General features: G+C 64.1%; 15 protein-coding genes. 6 read left to right on the top strand and 9 right to left on the bottom strand.

The window, feature by feature from the left end; all coding sequences use genetic code 11:
* The first annotated feature begins 3 nt into the window (after positions 1 to 3).
* From TM49_RS05225 to TM49_RS05215, 3 genes are all read left to right on the top strand, one after another.
* Positions 4 to 2,085 carry a ribonucleoside triphosphate reductase gene (locus TM49_RS05225; protein WP_045679832.1) on the top strand — a complete coding sequence of 694 codons (2,082 nt, stop codon included), beginning with the start codon at positions 4 to 6 and terminating at the stop codon, positions 2,083 to 2,085.
* 12 nt (positions 2,086 to 2,097) lie between these two features.
* Complete coding sequence (gene nrdD / locus TM49_RS05220) at positions 2,098 to 2,286, top strand: anaerobic ribonucleoside-triphosphate reductase (protein ID WP_045679831.1); 189 nt, start codon at positions 2,098 to 2,100, stop codon at positions 2,284 to 2,286.
* 223 nt (positions 2,287 to 2,509) lie between these two features.
* Positions 2,510 to 3,229: an anaerobic ribonucleoside-triphosphate reductase activating protein gene (locus TM49_RS05215; RefSeq protein ID WP_244464801.1), complete on the top strand. Its 720-nt coding sequence runs from the start codon at positions 2,510 to 2,512 to the stop codon at positions 3,227 to 3,229.
* Positions 3,230 to 3,242: 13 nt separating this feature from the next.
* On the opposite strand, the gene TM49_RS05210 is transcribed toward TM49_RS05215, so the two are convergent.
* From TM49_RS05210 to TM49_RS05170, 9 genes are all read right to left on the bottom strand, one after another.
* Positions 3,243 to 4,904 (bottom strand): urocanate hydratase, encoded by a 1,662-nt coding sequence (locus TM49_RS05210; RefSeq protein ID WP_045679830.1) that lies wholly within the window; start codon positions 4,902 to 4,904, stop codon positions 3,243 to 3,245.
* A gap of 11 nt (positions 4,905 to 4,915) precedes the next feature.
* Positions 4,916 to 6,004: a DUF917 domain-containing protein gene (locus TM49_RS05205; protein WP_045679829.1), complete on the bottom strand. Its 1,089-nt coding sequence runs from the start codon at positions 6,002 to 6,004 to the stop codon at positions 4,916 to 4,918.
* A 20-nt stretch (positions 6,005 to 6,024) separates the two neighbouring features.
* On the bottom strand, positions 6,025 to 7,266 hold the full coding sequence (locus tag TM49_RS05200) for a Zn-dependent hydrolase (protein WP_045679828.1): 1,242 nt from the start codon (positions 7,264 to 7,266) through the stop codon (positions 6,025 to 6,027).
* Positions 7,263 to 8,642 (bottom strand): dihydroorotase, encoded by a 1,380-nt coding sequence (locus TM49_RS05195; RefSeq protein WP_045679827.1) that lies wholly within the window; start codon positions 8,640 to 8,642, stop codon positions 7,263 to 7,265. Before TM49_RS05195 ends, TM49_RS05200 begins: the two co-directional genes overlap by 4 nt.
* A 12-nt stretch (positions 8,643 to 8,654) precedes the next feature.
* The gene (locus TM49_RS05190) at positions 8,655 to 9,383 is read right to left on the bottom strand and encodes an ABC transporter permease (RefSeq protein ID WP_425283271.1); all 729 of its coding nucleotides are present in this window, start codon (positions 9,381 to 9,383) and stop codon (positions 8,655 to 8,657) included.
* A gap of 8 nt (positions 9,384 to 9,391) precedes the next feature.
* Positions 9,392 to 10,345 carry an ABC transporter ATP-binding protein gene (locus TM49_RS05185; protein ID WP_045679825.1) on the bottom strand — a complete coding sequence of 318 codons (954 nt, stop codon included), beginning with the start codon at positions 10,343 to 10,345 and terminating at the stop codon, positions 9,392 to 9,394.
* Entirely contained in the window at positions 10,342 to 11,538 is a 1,197-nt protein-coding gene (locus tag TM49_RS05180) for an ABC transporter permease (RefSeq protein WP_045679824.1), read from the bottom strand. Before TM49_RS05180 ends, TM49_RS05185 begins: the two co-directional genes overlap by 4 nt.
* Before the next feature lie 214 nt (positions 11,539 to 11,752).
* Positions 11,753 to 12,667 carry a glycine betaine ABC transporter substrate-binding protein OsmF gene (gene osmF, locus TM49_RS05175; RefSeq protein ID WP_045679823.1) on the bottom strand — a complete coding sequence of 305 codons (915 nt, stop codon included), beginning with the start codon at positions 12,665 to 12,667 and terminating at the stop codon, positions 11,753 to 11,755.
* A gap of 56 nt (positions 12,668 to 12,723) precedes the next feature.
* On the bottom strand, positions 12,724 to 14,274 hold the full coding sequence (locus TM49_RS05170; protein WP_045679822.1) for an aromatic amino acid lyase: 1,551 nt from the start codon (positions 14,272 to 14,274) through the stop codon (positions 12,724 to 12,726).
* Positions 14,275 to 14,394: 120 nt separating this feature from the next.
* Here TM49_RS05170 and TM49_RS05165 point away from each other — a divergent pair, with 120 nt between their 5' ends.
* The 3 genes from TM49_RS05165 (at position 14,395) to TM49_RS05155 (ending at position 17,107) form a co-directional block, all read left to right on the top strand.
* Positions 14,395 to 15,570, top strand: coding sequence for a LysR family transcriptional regulator (locus TM49_RS05165; protein WP_045679821.1), 1,176 nt, complete (start codon positions 14,395 to 14,397; stop codon positions 15,568 to 15,570).
* Between the two features lie 100 nt (positions 15,571 to 15,670).
* Positions 15,671 to 16,129, top strand: a complete 459-nt coding sequence (locus tag TM49_RS05160; RefSeq protein WP_045684800.1) for a host attachment family protein — start codon at positions 15,671 to 15,673, stop codon at positions 16,127 to 16,129.
* 240 nt (positions 16,130 to 16,369) lie between these two features.
* Positions 16,370 to 17,107, top strand: coding sequence for an ABC transporter ATP-binding protein (locus tag TM49_RS05155; protein ID WP_045679820.1), 738 nt, complete (start codon positions 16,370 to 16,372; stop codon positions 17,105 to 17,107).
* Position 17,108 lies beyond the last annotated feature (1 nt).

The following is a 17,108-nucleotide window of genomic DNA, read 5'->3' as shown; positions in this document are numbered from 1 at the left end:
AATATGTCTGATGCCGCGATCCTAACCACCGAAGAAAGGCTGCCGCCCTTCGTCGTCAAGCGCAACGGCGTGCGCAAACCGTTCGATGCCGACAAGGTCGAGCGCGCCATCGTCAAGGCGGGCGAAGCCACACAGGCCTTTGGCGCCGGCGAGGCTAGGCGGCTGTCGGACCAGGTGGTGAAGGTGATCGCCCACAGCGCCTCCGGCGAGACGATCGAGATCGAACGCATCCAGGACATCGTCGAACAGGTGCTGATCTCGGCGAACTTCTTCGACACCGCCCGCGCTTACATCGTCTACCGCGAGAAACACGCGAAGCTGCGCGAAGGCGGCAAGGTCGCCGTCGATGTCATCTCCTCGATCGACGAATATCTCGACCGCTCCGACTGGCGGGTGAACGCCAATGCTAATCAGGGCTATTCGCTGGGCGGTCTCATTCTCAACGTCTCCGGCAAGGTCGTCGCCAATTACTGGCTTTCCCATGTCTACGCGCCTGAAATCGGCGCCGCCCATCGCGAGGGCGATCTTCATATTCACGACCTCGACATGCTGTCCGGCTATTGCGCCGGCTGGTCGCTCAGGACACTTCTGACCGAGGGGCTGAATGGAGTGCCCGGCAAGGTCGAGGCCGATCCGCCGAAGCACATGTCGTCCGCCGTCGGCCAGATCGTCAACTTCCTCGGCACGCTGCAGAACGAATGGGCCGGCGCCCAGGCCTTCTCCTCCTTCGACACCTATATGGCGCCATTCATCCGCAAGGATAATCTCTCCTATGAAGAGGTGCTGCAGTCGATCCAGGAGCTGATCTACAATCTGAACGTCCCCTCCCGCTGGGGCACGCAGACGCCGTTCACCAATCTCACCTTCGACTGGGTCTGCCCGGATGATCTCAAGGAACAGCGCCCGATCATCGGCGGCGAGGAAATGCCGTTTGCCTATGGCGAACTACAGGCCGAGATGGACATCATCAACCGCGCCTATATGGAGGTGATGACCAAGGGCGATGCCAAGGGCCGGGTGTTCACCTTCCCGATCCCGACCTACAACATCACGCCCGATTTCCCGTGGGAGAGCGAAAACGCGACCCGCCTGTTCGAGATGACGGCGAAATACGGCCTGCCCTATTTCCAGAACTTTCTGAATTCCGAACTCTCGCCCAACATGGTGCGCTCGATGTGCTGCCGGCTGCAGCTCGACCTGACGGAACTCCTGAAGCGCGGCAACGGGCTTTTCGGCTCGGCCGAGCAGACCGGGTCGCTCGGCGTCGTCACCATCAATTGCGCCCGTCTCGGCTTTGCCCACAAAGGCGACGAAGCCGGGCTGCTCGCGCGTCTCGACACGCTGCTGGAGCTCGGCCGCGACAGTCTCGAGATCAAGCGCAAGGTGATCCAGCGGCTGATCGACGAGGGCCTGTTTCCCTATACCAAGCGCTATCTCGGCACGCTGCGCAATCACTTCTCCACGCTCGGCGTCAACGGCATCAACGAGATGATCCGCAACTTCACCGGCGGCAACGAGGACATCACCAGCGAGTGGGGCGAGGCTTTCGCCGAGCAATTCCTCGATCACGTGCGGGCCAAGATCGTTTCCTTCCAGGAGGAAACCGGCCACCTCTACAATCTCGAGGCCACACCCGCCGAAGGCACGGCCCATCGCTTCGCCCGCGAAGACAGCAAGCGCTTCCCCGGCATCATCCAGGCCGGCACGCCGGAAAATGCCTATTACACCAATTCCAGCCAGTTGCCCGTCGGCTTCACCGATGATCCCTTCGAGGCCTTGTCGCGGCAGGAAGTGCTGCAGAAGAAATATACCGGCGGCACGGTGTTGCACCTCTACATGGGCAGCCGCATTTCCTCTGGCGAGGCCTGCAAGGCGCTGGTCAAACGGGCGCTTTCGAACTTCCGCCTGCCCTACATCACCGTGACGCCGACATTCTCCATCTGCCCGACCCACGGCTATATCGAGGGCGAGCACGCATTCTGCCCGAAATGCGATGCCGAACGGCTGGCGCAAAAACGCGCGCTGTTGTGCGAGCCGGTCAATGCGGCTGAATCACAAGACCAAGCATTCCAGCCCGCCGAATGAAAGGAGGACATCATGTCCGTTATCGAGAAAGACTTCATGGCCGAAACCGAAATCACGCTTTCCGACGAGGAGCGACAGCCCTGCGAGATCTGGACCCGCGTCATGGGCTACCACCGCCCCGTCTCCTCCTTCAACCGCGGCAAGAAGGGCGAATTCACTGAGCGCCGCTATTTCCGGGAAGAGGCCGGTGAGCAGAGATAAAGAGGTGGCGGCGATGCCCTCATCAATCTCCCCCCTGGAGGGGGAGATGTCGCGGCAGCGACAGAGAGGGGTAACGAAGCATGCCGCCAACGCCGAATCCGCCGAAACGGTTCACCCCTCTCTGCACCTTTCGGGGCATCTCCCCCTCAAGGGGGGAGATCGGGAGGCGTGTGGCACCACTTTTGGAGCTGAAGCCAGTTTCCTCCCTGCGTCATCCTCGGGCTTGACCCGAGGATCCAGGCTGCTCGGTGAACCTTTCCTGGACCCTCGGGCCGAGCCCGAGGGTGACACCAAAAGAGAAATCGCAAACGACCTCCGCATCGGCGGCTTCGAGCCGTTTTCGCTCTGCGACTGGCCGGGCAAGATCGTGGCGACGCTGTTTCTGCAGGGTTGCCCGTGGCGCTGCCCCTATTGCCACAATCCGGGGCTGATCGATGCCAATGCAGAAACCGCCCATCGCCTTTCCGATATCCTCGAATTCCTTGAAACCCGGCGCGGGCTGCTCGACGGCGTGGTCTTTTCCGGGGGCGAACCGACGCTGCAGAGGGCGCTGGTGCCGACGATGGAGGCCGTCCGCGCCATGGGCTTTGCCGTCGGGCTGCATTCGGCAGGTCCCTATCCCGAGCGGCTAAAGGCCGCCCTGCCCCACGCCGACTGGATCGGCCTCGACATCAAGGCCCCGGAAGCCTGCTATGACCGTATGACCGGCACGCCGAAAAGTGCCACCCGCGCCTTCGAAAGCCTCCGCCATGTTCTGGCAAGCGGCATCGCATACGAGGTCCGCACCACTGTTCACGATGGACTCATGCGTGAACCAGAGCTCGCGGCGCTGCGACAGGAACTGGCTGCCTCGGGCATCGCGGCCCACAAGATCCAGACCTTTCGCGAGGCCGGCGTCGACCGGCAGAGACTGGCCGCCGCGCTAAGGCAACAGCGCGGCTGAACCGGGCTTCGCATCAGCCGAGCGGCAGATAGCCGACATTCCCGCGCTGGGCTGCTTCTTCGGCAATCTCGTAGCCCGCATCCGCATAGCGGATGATGCCGAGCGAGGTATCGTTGGTCAGCGCATGCTCCAGACGCTCGGCCCCTTCCGGGGTGCCATCGGCGATGATGGTGACGCCGGCGCTGGTCATGTAGCCGGCATAGCCGCCACCGCCGGAGTGGATGACGACGAGGTCCGCCATCGAGGCGCACATGGTCATCGCATTGATCAGCGGCCAGTCGGCAATCGCGTCGGACCCGTCCTTCATGTTTTCCGTCATGATATTCGGATGCGCCATGGCACCGGCATCGAGATGATCGCGCGAGAACGTGACCGGTCCCTTCAGCTCACCCTTCGCCACCAGATCGTTGACCGCGACGGCAAGCCGCGTGCGCTCGCCATGGCCGAGCCAGGCGATGCGGGCGGGAAGGCCTTCGAAGGGCACGTTCTCGCGTGCAAGCCGGATCCAGTTGGTGACGATGAAATTGTCGGGAAACATTTCGAGCACAAGATCATCGATGCGGGCGATATCGCTCGCCTCCCCCGAAAGCGCCATCCAGCGGAACGGGCCGATGGCTTCGGAAAACAGCGGCCTGAGATAGGCCTCGGTGAAGATCGGGATATCGAAGGCGTTGGCGACGCCGCCCTCACGGGCCTGGGTGCGGATCAGGTTGCCGTTGTCGAACACCTCCGCCCCATCGCCCTGGAATGTCAGCATGGCGCGGACATGATCTGCGATCGAGGCGCGGCTAGCGGCCATCAACTGCGCCGGGCCTTCCTCGCGCAGGCGCTTCACCTCGGCCAGGCTCATGCCCTTCGGCACATAGCCATAGACGAGATCATGGGCCGAAGTCTGGTCGGTGACGATGTCGGGGGTGATGCCACGTCGCGCGATCTCGGGATAGATATCGGCGGCATTGCCGACGAGGCCGATGGAAATCGCCTTCTTCACCGCCACCGCCTCGTCGATCATCGCCAGCGCGGCATCAAGATCCGGCGCGATCTCGTCGAGGAATCCGATTTCGTGACGCTTTCGCGCCCGTTCGGCATCGATATCGACCACCAGAATGGCGGCACCCGCCATGCGGCCGGCAAGCGGCTGGGCGCCGCCCATGCCGCCGAGGCCTGCCGTCAGGATGAAGCGGCCGGCCAGCGAACCGGCGAACCGCTTTTCGGCGATCCGCATGAAGATTTCGTAGGTCCCCTGAATGACGCCCTGCGAGCCGATATACTGCCAGGCGCCGGCGGTAAGCCCGCCCCAGCAGATCAGCCCCTTGCGCTCCAGCTCGTAGAAAACTTCCGCCTTCGCCCACTGGCCGACGATATTGCAGTTCGCCATGATGACGAGCGGCGCCTTCGCATGGGTCTTCAAGAGGCCGACGGGCTTGCCGGACTGGATCACCAGCGTCTGGTTCTCGTCCATTTCGAGAAGCGTCTTGACGATCATGGCGTGCGACGGCCAGTTGCGGGCGGCCTTGCCGAGCGCGGCATAGACCACGAGATTGTCCGGGTCCTCGCCGACGGAAAGCACGTTTTCCATCAGCCTCAGCAGCGCTTCCTGCCGCCAGCCCTTTGCACGGACTTCGGGTCCGCCGGGGATCGGGAAATTCGGATGACGCGGATTGTCTTTCGGCATGTCGTCCTCCCTCAGGCGAGCGCGTAATCGGCGATCGAGATGCCGAGCGCCTTTTCGACCGGCGGATAGACGGCCGGATCCTTGACGCTGGAAGACAGCGGAATGACCGTCTTCGGCACGTGCAGCACGAAAATCGTCATGCCCTCCTGCAACTGGCCGACGCTCAAGGGTTCGCCCTCGGGCGACAGCGTGGTGATGACATCGGGGAAGGTCGCGATCCGGTTGCCGCCGGCATCCTCGACCGCCATATATTCGTTCATCACATGCAGAACCGTGGCGCTATCGCCCGAGCCGACCGTGACTGTGCCGACATCGAAAGCCTCGCTGGTGTAGACCACCGCCTTCTTCGTCACCTTGCCCTCGGTCAGGATCGCACCGTTGGTTGTCTTCACGATGGCGTCGATGATGGCGGAACCGCCCTTGCCTTCCGCCGCAATGATCGCTTCGCCGAGCGTCAGCGCCATCGAGATGCCGCCAAGTGCTGCATGGGTCTTCACATAGGACGCCCTGAGCGGATTGCGGCAGGAGGCGATGAAGCCACCGGACTGGTCGGCGGCGGTTCTGAGAACCGGCGAAATCTTCGCCGTCGCGCCCTTCACCACCAGTTCGATATAGCGGTTTTCGGCGCGGTTGCCGCCAACGGCCGTCTGGATCATCTGTTCGGGCGAACTCGCCATGCCGATCGCACCCATGTCGCCGGTCGGATGGGCGCGGATATCGCCGACGGCATCGACCACCTTGGTGCCGAGCACCGCGGACGGCAGCCAGCCGTTCAGCGTCGAGGATTTTCCGTTCTGGCCAACGATCAGGCCGGCGAGTCTCTCGCCGAGCGCGTCCTGCAGCAGCTGCGCCGCCTTGATATAGTCGATACCCTGCATCTCCCACGGCGTGGTCGAGGCCGGCGCGCCGATGGCGGCAGCCGTCGCGATCCACGCCTCGTCGGAAAGCTCTTCCACCGAAACCAGCTCCGGCTTGCCGACATTGACGGCGGCATAGCCCAGCATGCGGCCGTGGTCAGCCCAGCCGCCACCACCCGCGGCATAGACCGAGCCGCCTTTGACGGCGGGTTCAACGTCCTTTTCAGTCAGGATACGGCCCATCTTTCTGCTCCTTGATATCCCTAGAGTTCCATATCGAGCCGTTTGACCGCTTCGAGCAGCACCTCGGCTCCGAGCGCGATATCGGCATTCTCCGCAAATTCCTCCGGCGCGTGGGAGCGCCCCTCGCGGCAGGAGATGAACACCATGCCGGCCTTGGCGATGCGCGCCATGAAGGCGGCGTCGTGGCCGGCACCCGAGGCCATGCGGCGGTGCCCGGCGCCGGTCGTCTCGCAGGCGGCATCGAGCGTCGCCATCACCAGCGTGTCCATCGGCATGGCCGGATTGTCGGAGACGAGGCGCGGCGGCGCGATGGCGACGCCATGGTCCAGCGCGATGCCTTCGAGACAGGAACTGAGCGCGCTCAGGAATTCGCCGAGGTCGTCGCGATGCTCCGAGCGGATATCGAGCAGCATGCGCACCTTGGAGGGCACGACATTGGCGGCGTTCGGCCACATCTCGAATTCGCCGGTGGTCGCGGCAAAATGGCCGGGGGTCGCGGCAAGCTCGCCGGCCAGGGTCTCCACCGCCAGAACCACATGCGCGGCCGCACCCAGCGCATCGGCGCGGCGGCCCATCGGCGTGGTGCCGGCGTGATCGGCCCGGCCCTCGACGATGATCTCGACGCGGGTGATGCCGGCGATCGCCGTGACGACGCCGATATCGAGCTTCTCGCCCTCCAGCACAGGCCCCTGTTCGATGTGGAGTTCGAGGAAGGCGCGGATATCATCACGGGCGATCTGCAGCGCCGGTGTGCCGCCGACCTTCTCGATACCCTCAGCCAGCGTCATGCCTTCGGCGGTGCGACCAAGCCACTCGTCGGGGCGAATGCCGGCCATGCCGCGCGAGCCGATGCAGGAAACGCCGAAGATCGAGACTTCCTCGGCGAGGAAATCCGTCACCTCAAGGTCGTGCTCCAGCTCGATCCCCGCTTCGGCGAGCGCGCGGGCGACTTCCAGCGCCACGACCACGCCGGCAATACCATCGAAACGACCGCCATCCGGCACAGTATCGGAATGGGAGCCCAGCATGATGGTGCCGGCGCTTCTGTTCTTGCCGATACGGCGGCCGATGAGATTGCCGGCCGTGTCGATGCGGGTTTCGAGGCCGGCTGCCCGGAATTCTCTTTCCAGATAGGCGCGGCCCTCAAGGAACAGATCGGAGAAGGCCCTCCGCGTCCATGGCCGGTCCGGATCGGTGATCGCTGCAAGCGCATCGATATCGGCGGCGATCCGCTCCGCGCTGACGGCGAGGTTGCGGCTCATCGGATCATGTCCCGAAGCGGCAGGCTCGCCTCGGGTCGGACGAACTGTCCGGTGCCCGGTCCGGCGACGGATTTGCCGTCAAACACCTGTTCGCCGCGCAGCCATGTCGCTGTCACCTTGTAGGGCAGGCGAATGCCGTCATAGGGCGACCAGCCGACGACGTTATGGCCGCTCGCCGCGGCCTCATAGATGAAATCGCCGGGCTCCATCACCGCGATGTCGGCATGCTTGCCGATTTCGAGCGCGCCCTTCACATGATCGATGCGGAAATGCCTCGCCGGGTTGGCGGCCATCAGCCGCGCGGCCCAGAAGAGCGGCACGCCGCGTTCGACGGCGCCCTTGACGAACAGCGCCATCATCGCTTCCAGCCCCGGCACGCCGGAGGCATTCGCCAGCATGTCCGGATTGGTCTTGCGGTCTTCCGACCAGCTCACGTGATCGGTCGAGACCAGCGTGACATTGCCGGCAGCCACATGGCGCCAGAGCTTTTCAACCTCGGCGCCCGGACGTACCGGCGGATTGATCTTGGCCTTGCCAACGAGGCGCCTCACATCGTTTTCCTCGTCGAGGATCAGATAGTGGATGCAGCATTCGACCGTGGCGTTGAAACCCTGAGCCCGATAGCCGGCGGCGATCTCGTAGCCGCGGCCGAGCGAGCAGTGCACCACATGCGCCGGGCAGCCGGTGGCAGCACCCGTCTCGTAGATCTGGTGCATGGCCAGAAGCTCGGTCAGCGGCGGGCGGGAGAGATTGTGGGCGCGGTAGTCGGTGATGCCAGAGGCCTTCACCTTCGCGATCGCGGCATTGACGAACTCGTCGTCCTCATTGTGAACGCCGGCGGCAAGGCCGGTCGGGGCGATTGCGGCAAAGCACTCTTCGAGAAGGGCGGCGGGAATGCGGGGGAAACGGGTCGGATGGGTGCCAAACGTGGAAAACTTGAAGGCCGCGACGCCCGCCTCCACCTGCTCGGCGATGCGCGAGGCGCCCTCCGTCGGGTCGACCGTGCCATAAAGGGCGAAATCGACGCGGGCCTGCGGGCCGGCATGGGCGATCTTCTTCTTCACCGCTTCGGCCGAATTGACCACATTGCCTTCGTCATAGGGCATGTCGACAATGGTGGTGACGCCGCCGGCAGCAGCGGAGCGCGTCGACCAGATGAAATCCTCTTGGTCCTTCTGGCTCAGCGAATGTACCTGCGCATCGATGGCGCCGGGCAGGATCAGGGCATCGCCCAGATCATGACGCTCGCGCGCGGCGGGGGCCTCTCCCTGGCCGACGGCGGCAATCAGCCCGTCACGTACGGCGACATAGCCGCCCCTGACCACCCGATCGGAAAGCACCAGCGTGCCTTTCAGGACAAGGTCAAAATCCGACATTTCAAGAAACTCCTAATAAAGCCGGCCGGTGCGCCGGGCGATCGAGCGTTCGAACATCACGAAAGCATCGTGGATGAGGAGCGCCAGCACGCCGACCACGAGGCCGCCCTGCAGAACGAAAGCTGTATTGTTTGACAGAAGCCCGGCGATGATCACCTCGCCGAGCGTCTTCGCCGCGACCGTCGAGCCGATCGTCGCTGTCGCCAGCGAAATCACCACCGAAAGCCGCACACCGGCGAGAATGACCGGCAGCGCCAGCGGAAACTCCACCTGGGTCAGCCGCTGCCGCCCGGTCATGCCGACGCCGCGCGCCGCCTCCGAGACATTGCCCGGCAGATTGGTAAGTCCCGTCAGCGCATTCTCGAAGATCGGCAACAGGCCATAGAGAAACAGCGCGATCAGCGTCGGGATCGGGCCGAAACCGAACATCGGCACGGCGAGCGCCAACACCGCGACCGGCGGAAAGGTCTGGCCGATATTGGCGATCGAGCGCGACAGCGGCAGAAACTCGACGCCGAAGGGTCGGGTGACGATAATGGCGAGGCCGACGGAAAAGAGGGTCGCCGCGACCGTTGCCACCGCGACGATGGCAAGGTGACTGAGCGTCAGCGACAACAGGCTCGTCTGGGTATAGATCGCCGGCGCGCCATTCTTGGTGAACGGCTGGAACACCGGCGCAAAGGTCTCGGGCGTGACGATGAAGGCCACGAGCAGCGCAAGAAGCGCCAGCCTTATGAGCATCGCAGGCCTCATGCCGCCGAACCTTCCGGCTGGGGGCCGCGGGCATGGCGCACGAGGTCCTCGCGGGTCACGCGGCCGATGACCACGCCGTCCCTTTCGACCGGCAGCGCCTCACGTCCGGACCAGAGCGCCTCGGCCAACGCATCCTTGAGGCTGGCCGTGGCCGCGACAGGCGCGCCATTGGCCGGCCCTTCCTCGATCAGCTGTTCGCAGGTCTCCAGCGACAGCATGCGAAAAGCCTTGTCGCCGGTGCCCAGCAACTCGTTGACGAAGTCTGTCGCCGGATTGGCGATGATCTCGGCAGGCGGGGCGTATTGCAGCAGCTTACCCTCATGCATCACCGCAATCCGATGGCCGAGGAGGATGGCCTCGTCCATGTCGTGGGTGACGAGCACGACGGTGGTGGAGAAGCGCTTCTGGATATCGAGCAGGTCTTCCTGCGCCTTGGCGCGGATGATCGGGTCGAGCGCGCCGAAGGGTTCGTCCATCAGTAGCACGGCAGGCTCTGCGGCGAGCGCCCGGGCGACGCCGATGCGCTGCTGCTGACCACCGGAAAGTTCGTGCGGCATGCGGTCACGAAAGGCTTCCGGTTCCAGATGAAACAGGTCGAGCAGTTCATCGACGCGCGCGTCGCGGCGCTTCCTGTCCCAGCCGAGCAGCTTCGGCACGGTGGCGATGTTTTCGGCGACCGAGCGGTGCGGGAACAGGCCGTGCCCCTGAATGGCATAGCCAATGCCGCGGCGCAGCTCGTAATCCGGCAGCTCGCGATTGTCGCGCCCGTCGATGCGGATCGTGCCGGCGCTCGGCTCGACGAGACGGTTGATCATCCGCATCAGCGTCGTCTTGCCGGAGCCGGAAGTGCCGACGATGGCGGCAAGTTCGCCGCGCTCCACGGTGAGCGAGACATTGTCGACGGCGCTGTAATCGCCGAAGACCTTGGTGATGGCTTCGATCTCGATCATGCGCGTTTCCCCTTCTTGCCTTTGGTCTGGCTGATTTCCACCAGCGCGTCGAGAATGATGGCGGCGGCAAAGGCCATGCCGACCACGGGAAGCGCGCCGAGCAGCACGAGGTCGGTCGCCGTCTGGGCAATGCCCTGGAACACGAAAGTGCCGTAGCCGCCGCCACCGATGAGGCCGGCAATCACCGCAAGCCCGATATTCTGCACCAGCACGATGCGGATGCCGGTGAGGATCACCGGAAAGGCGAGCGGCAGTTCGACCTGGAACAGCAGCTGCCGGCTGGTCATCCCCATGCCGCGCGCGGCCTCGCGGGCATCGCGCGGAACGCTATCGAGACCGGCGACGGTGTTGGAAACCACCGGCAGCAGCGAATAGGCAAAGAGCGCCACGATTGCCGGCGCAAAGCCAATGCCGGAAATGCCGAGCGCGGCCGCCCCCGGCACGTTGCGCCCGACCCAGGCGAGCGGCGCGATCAGCAGGCCGAAGAGGGCAATCGACGGAATGGTCTGCAGCACGTTGAGGCTGTTCAGGATGGTGGCACGCACCTTTTTGACGCGGAAGCAGAGGATACCGATGGGAATGCCCGCAACACATGCCGCCGCGAGCGATCCGAAGGCGAGCTCCACATGGGTGCGCCCCTCGCGCCAGAAGGCCGAGGCGCGGTTATGATATTCCTTCAGGATCGAAAGATCGCTCCACGCACCCGACCAGAGCAGAACCCCGATGGCCACCGCAGCCACGATGAGAAAGAAGACGCGCATCGCCGGCGACAGCGCCTTGCGCACGATGGCATCGGCCATGGCGATCGAGAAGGCGAACAGCATCAGCCAGAAGCCGGCTCCGGGAGATACCCGGGCATAGGCATTGTCTTCCGGCGTCAGGAAATAGCCCGACCGGCCGACCATCACCGCGAGGATCGCGATGGCTGCGATGCTGACGGCGAGCCTGAGGTTCACCGGCGTCTTCAGCAGGATGATCAGAATGGCCGCGACCATCACGACAATCAGCGCGATCGCCTGCCACAGCGGCATTGCCGCCCACAGCATGACGCTGTCGGCAGAAACAATGCGGTTTGCCCTGAAGAGCGCAAAGGGCTGCAGGGCGAGGCCGACAAGCGCGATCGCCGCGACGATGACGCCGAGCTTGTCGAGCCGCGTGGCCGTGCCTGTCGTGCTTTCGGTGATGGCTGACATGATGCGCCCTTTGGTTGGCGATCGGTTCGTCCCGTCAACGCGGGTGTGAATAGTCCATTCAACCTCCCCCCTTGAGGGGGATATGTCGCGAAAGCGACAGAGAGGGGTGAACCCTCTCACCGATACTCAGAGCCCATTGGCTGGCGCTGTACCCCTCTCTGCCCCTGTCGGGGCATCTCCCCCTCAAGGGGGGAGATCGTTTGGGCTTTGCGGCTTACTTCACGAACCCGTTCGACGTCAGAAAGTCCTTGGCCACGGCATCGGCCGGTTCGCCGGCGACCTGAACGCGGCCGTTGAGGTCCTGCAGGGTTTCGAGGTCGAGGCTTTCGAAGATCGGCTTCAGGATATCGGCGATCTGCGGATATTCGGTGAGCGTCACCTCGCGGATGATCGGCGTCGGCAGGTAAACCGGCTGCACGCCCTTGTCGTCATCCATGACCTTGAGACCGGACGGCGCGATGCCGCCATCGGTGCCGTAGACCATGGCGGCATTGGCGCCGGAGGTCTGCTTGGCGGCAGCGGCGATAGTGGCCGCGGTATCACCACCAGACAGCGTGATCAGCTGATCCGAGGTGAGATCGAAGCCATAGGCCTTTTCGAAGGCCGGCAGGGCTGACGGCGAGGTGACGAATTCGGACGAGGCGGCGAGCTTGATGTTACCGCCATCGGCGACGTACTTGCCGAAGTCGGTCAGCGTGGCGAGATTGTTCTCGTCGGCGATTTCCTTGCGGATTGCGATCGCCCAGGTGTTGTTGGCGTCGGCCGGGGTCAGCCAGACGATCTTTTCGGCATCGTAGTCGAGCTTCTTCGCCTCTTCATAGCCTTCCTTTGCGTTGTTCCAGACAGGAAGGTCGGCCTTGTTGTAGAAGAAGGCGGCGTTGCCGGTATACTCCGGATAGATGTCGATCTGGCCCTCGGTGATCGCCTGGCGGACGATCGGCGTGCCGCCGAGCTGGATCTTGTTTTCGGTCGGAATATCATTGGCCTGCAGTGCCTGCAGGATGATGTTGCCGAGAACACCGCCTTCGGTATCGATCTTGGAAGACACAACGACGGGCGCGGCAAAGGCGGCGCCGGCGGTGAAGGCGGCGACGGCCAGCGCGCCGGTGAATTTCAGAATGCGGTTCATGTTCGTTCCCTCTCTTGATGGTCCCGTCGGGACCTTCCCATGGTCGCCGTGAAGCCTCAAGGGGCGTCGGGCGGTGCGAGTGCGAAGAAATCATCGAGCAGCCCGAGTGGTGCCAGCTCGATCAGGGCCGCCATCGTGGCATCGGAACCGAGCTCTTCCTCGATCTGCTCGACCTCCGATGACAGCGGCCTGTCCTTTAGATAGAGCGCGGAATGCGATCTGACGATAGCATAGACGAGATTTGCAACGCCACGTGGCGCATCGCCGGAAATATCCATCGCCTGGGCGGCAAGCAGGGCTTCGAGCCCGGCCATGCGCCGGATCGCCCGCACCTGCCGTTCGAACCGCTCGACCACCAGCGGCAGGAAGGCGGCCTCGTCCTCGATGCCGCCGGCCACCACCAGCGCCTGCGGCGAAATCGGCGATGACAGCGAATGCGTGCGCACGAAGAGATCGCCGGCAAGCTTCAGGATCGGACCGAAGCCGGTCGCGACCGTGCCGTGCGGCACCAGATTAACCGGCAGGCCGCGCCGTCCGCCATTGGCCATGATCACGCAGCGATTATAGATGTTGCGGGCGACATGGGCGATGGCGATCTGGGCCGCCTGCATGTAGATCGTGACATCGAGCGGCAGCGAGCCGCCGGAGGTCAGCACCTCATTGCCGATGACCACCGGATTGTCGTCGGTGCGGCCGGTGGCGGCGAGGATGGTATTGCCGGCGATCGTCAGGCTTTCGATCGCGGTGCCAAAGACCTGCGGCATCATCCGGATGGAAAGCGGGTCCTGCACATGCGTGGTCGACGACCACTGCCAGTCGTCGAAGGCGCGCCAGAGCCACGAGCCGATCTCGGCATGCGCCTCCGTGCCGACCTCGACCACGGAACGCCACGGCGCGATGGCAGCGCCCATGGCACCGGCTGTGGCCAGCCCGGTCGCAAGCAGCACCCGGACCGCGAGTGCCGCCTTGCGGATCGATTCCGCTGCCGAGGCATAGCCTATCGCATTCAGCGAGAACGAGGCCAGCGCATCGCGTGGCTCCATCCTCAGCGTCGAAAGCCCTGCCTTTTCGAAGGCCTCGGTGACCGGCATGCGCTGGCCCTGGTAAATGGCATCGCCGACGCCGGTGAGCGCCGCCGATATCTGCCCCATCAGCCCGATATCGGCGCAGCCGATGGAGCCGGTGCGTCGCACGATGGGGATGACATCATGCGCGAGCAGCGCCATGAACGCCTCGATCAGCGCCATCGAGCAGCCGACACGGCCGGTAAGCGCGGTGTTGATGCGGATGGCGATGGCATTACGGACGATCTCGACCGGGAAGGCGTCGCCAGTGCCGAAATGATGGGCGCGCACGAGGCCGAGGTTGAACTCCTCCAGCGCCTCCGGCGTCCACTCGATATCCTTCATCGCCCCGACGCCGGTATTGGCGCCATAGATGCTCATGCCCTCGGCAAGCCGGTCCTGTACCACGCCATAGGCGCGCTCGACGCGCTCGATGCCGGCCTGGGTGACGGCCGGCAGTGCGCGTCCGCTGCCAACCCGCGACAGGATGTCGAAGCTCAGCGGCTTGCCGGTAAACATGATGGATGAATTCTGGGCGTTCATAGCTTTTCCTGTCCCGAATAGGTTCACCCTATTGGATAAAGATCAGGACCGGGATATCCCATATGTTGAACGGGGGATGCCGGCTTATTATGCATTTCGGCCATTGCACAAGGATGAGGCATGGACACGCTGACGCTGATGAGTGTGCATGAGGTGCTGCGCCATGGCGGGCTGCGCCCCGCCGGGCGCGCGCTCGGCCGGCCGGCGGCGAGCATGGCGGCAGCGCTTGCGCGCATGGAGGCGGCCCTTGCCACGGCGCTGGTGCAGAAGGCCGGCACCCGCCTGTCGCTGACGCTGGAGGCGCGGCGGCTGGCGCCCGATATCGCGCTTGCCGCCGGCATCGGCCGGGCGCTTGCCGAACTCGCCGCGGTGGAAGGGCCAGGTCCCGCCGGTTTTTCGGTGAGCCTCCTGACGCTTTCCCGTTTTGCCGAGGTCGCCCGCTCCGGCAGCATCCGCCGCGCCGCGCGCGGGGTGGAGATCGGCCAGCCGCAATTGTCGCGGCAGATTTCCGGGCTGGAGCGGAGCATGAACCGGCCGCTGCTTGAAAGAAGCCCCGATGGCATTTCCCTGACACCTGCGGGCCAGCAGGTTCTTGCGCTCGCCGAAACGCTGGAAGAGGTCTGGAAGCGGCTGACGAAGAGCGCCACCGAACAGTTTCGCCGCACGCTGGCCACCTGCCATCTCGGCTCCGTCATTCCGCTCGGCCATGAAAGCAACACGGCAAAGAGCCTGGCCACGCTTTCTGCGCGCTGGCTGGAGGAGCGGCCGAACACGCCGCTGTTCATTTCCGCCACCACCGCCGACGAACTGATGCGCGGGCTGCAGGGCGGCGCCTATGATGCGGCGCTGCTTGATACCGAAGCCATTCCGGAGGCTTTCGAACGCCGGGTGATCTCGCGCTCGCGGCTGGCACTGGTCGGCCCCAAGGCGCTGATTGCGGCAAGCGGCGGGAATATCGCCCGCCTGGCGATGACCCGGCCGATCGCCGTGCCGAGCCTCAAAAGCGGCCTGCGCCAGAAGACGGCGACGCTTCTTGCCGAACGGCTGAGCGATGCCGAACGCGCCGCGATCCGTCTTGTCGAGGTGGATTCGCTGCCGATCATCATCAGCCTCGTCATCGAACACGGCTTCATCGCGGTGCTGCCCGAAGCCTCGTTCCTGACGATGGCGGCGCCGCTCGGCAGCATCGCACTCGATCCGCGCTACGATCTCGCCTTGTCCCTGGTCTGGCCACCAACCACCACAGCAACAAGGCAGGCCGCCCGCATCCTCGCACTACTGCCGACGGGTGGCTGAACGGTCGCGCGTTTTTTTGCCGCTTTTCTCAGGAACATCGCGCCGACCCGAACGGTTGTCTGTCAAGAAAATGTTTTCCGGCACCAAGAGGAGGTCCGTCATGAGCCCGTTCAAAATTCCTCATGAATCCTGGGTTGTCGTCTGCGATGGAGCGCGGGCGCTGTTCCTGGAAAATATCGGAGACGCCGAACGCCTGAACCTTCGGGTAGAAGAACGCTCAGCCCAGGATGACGAGCCGTCGCGCGAGATTGGTACTGACCGGCCCGGACGCTCGCATTCGTCCGTCGGCAGTGGCCGCAGTGCCATGGAGGAGACCGACTGGCATGAGCAGGCCGAACAGGATTTTCTGAAGCAGACGGCCGAGCGTATCAACACGCTCGTTTATGCAAAAACGATCGAGGACTACGTGCTGATCGCGCCGCCATCAGCCATCGGTGCGCTGCGCCAGCATCTCGACGCCCAGGCAACCGAAACCCTGCGCGAGGAGATCCAGAAGGAACTCACCAATCAGCCGGTGTCAGAGATCGAAAAGCACCTGACGAGGCTCATGGAAGCATGAACGACCGATGCGGCGGCGACTTCCCATTGTCGCCCGCTGGCACAACCCGCGCTCACGCGATAGGATTGACCGAAAGATAGGCACGATGGTTTTCCATCGTGCCTTTTTCGGCCGCCGCGCTTGCCGGCTTGATGCGCGTCAAGGTGGCAAGCGCTTCTTGCGGCAGATTATAGGATAGGCGGTCGGCCAGAACGTTCGGCGCCGCGGGCCAGAAGGACAGCTGCCGCTGCGGGAGAAGCGATGCAGGATCAGCAAGCAGCCGATGACAAGGGGCGTGCCCCGATCTTCACCGCGCGCGACGTCTCCAAGGTCTATCACAGTGGGGAGGTGGAGGTTGTCGCGCTGGCGGGCATTGATCTCGACCTCTATCCCGGCGAGATGGTTGTCCTGCTCGGCCCATCCGGCAGCGGCAAGTCCACGCTTCTCAATATCATCGGCGGCCTCGACCGCGCCAGCACCGGCACCGTCAGGTTCCGCGACGAACAGATTTCCGACTACCCGGAATGGAAGCTCACCCGCTATCGCCGCGCCCATGTCGGCTTCGTCTTCCAGTTCTACAATCTGATCCCGAGCCTGACGGCGCGGGAGAACGTCGCCCTGGTGGCGGAAATCTCCAAAAACCCAATGCCGCCGGAAGAAGCGCTCGAGATGGTCGGCCTCAAGCACCGGCTCGATCATTTTCCGGCACAGATGTCCGGCGGTGAGCAACAGCGTGTCGCCATTGCCCGCGCCATTGCCAAACGACCGGATGTGCTGTTCTGCGACGAACCGACCGGCGCGCTCGATTCCAAGACCGGCATTCTGGTGCTCGACGTGCTTTATCGCATCAATGCAGAGCTCGGCGCGACAATCGCGATCATCACCCACAATGCCGATATCCGCAAAATCGCCCACCGCGTTATATCGTTTCGCGATGGCACGATCGAAGGCGTTGAGCGCAATGAAACCCGGCTGAAACCGACGGACATCCAGTGGTAGC

The sequence above is a fragment of the Martelella endophytica genome, from assembly GCF_000960975.1.
Lineage (GTDB): Bacteria > Pseudomonadota > Alphaproteobacteria > Rhizobiales > Rhizobiaceae > Martelella > Martelella endophytica.
Note: the sequence above shows the minus strand (reverse complement) of the source record. Positions and strands in the feature narration are given on the sequence as shown.

Bases quoted from the DNA above. Each gene is read 5' to 3' on its own strand.
- TM49_RS05225 (WP_045679832.1), top strand. From the start codon at position 4: ATGTCTGATGCCGCGATCCTAACCACCGAAGAAAGGCTGCCGCCCTTC.
- nrdD (WP_045679831.1), top strand. From the start codon at position 2,098: ATGTCCGTTATCGAGAAAGACTTCATGGCCGAAACCGAAATCACGCTT.
- TM49_RS05210 (WP_045679830.1), bottom strand. From the start codon at position 4,904: ATGCCGAAAGACAATCCGCGTCATCCGAATTTCCCGATCCCCGGCGGA.
- TM49_RS05205 (WP_045679829.1), bottom strand. From the start codon at position 6,004: ATGGGCCGTATCCTGACTGAAAAGGACGTTGAACCCGCCGTCAAAGGC.
- TM49_RS05200 (WP_045679828.1), bottom strand. From the start codon at position 7,266: ATGAGCCGCAACCTCGCCGTCAGCGCGGAGCGGATCGCCGCCGATATC.
- TM49_RS05195 (WP_045679827.1), bottom strand. From the start codon at position 8,642: ATGTCGGATTTTGACCTTGTCCTGAAAGGCACGCTGGTGCTTTCCGAT.
- TM49_RS05190 (WP_425283271.1), bottom strand. From the start codon at position 9,383: ATGCTCATAAGGCTGGCGCTTCTTGCGCTGCTCGTGGCCTTCATCGTC.
- TM49_RS05185 (WP_045679825.1), bottom strand. From the start codon at position 10,345: ATGATCGAGATCGAAGCCATCACCAAGGTCTTCGGCGATTACAGCGCC.
- TM49_RS05180 (WP_045679824.1), bottom strand. From the start codon at position 11,538: ATGTCAGCCATCACCGAAAGCACGACAGGCACGGCCACGCGGCTCGAC.
- osmF (WP_045679823.1), bottom strand. From the start codon at position 12,667: ATGAACCGCATTCTGAAATTCACCGGCGCGCTGGCCGTCGCCGCCTTC.
- TM49_RS05170 (WP_045679822.1), bottom strand. From the start codon at position 14,274: ATGAACGCCCAGAATTCATCCATCATGTTTACCGGCAAGCCGCTGAGC.
- TM49_RS05165 (WP_045679821.1), top strand. From the start codon at position 14,395: ATGGACACGCTGACGCTGATGAGTGTGCATGAGGTGCTGCGCCATGGC.
- TM49_RS05160 (WP_045684800.1), top strand. From the start codon at position 15,671: ATGAGCCCGTTCAAAATTCCTCATGAATCCTGGGTTGTCGTCTGCGAT.
- TM49_RS05155 (WP_045679820.1), top strand. From the start codon at position 16,370: ATGCAGGATCAGCAAGCAGCCGATGACAAGGGGCGTGCCCCGATCTTC.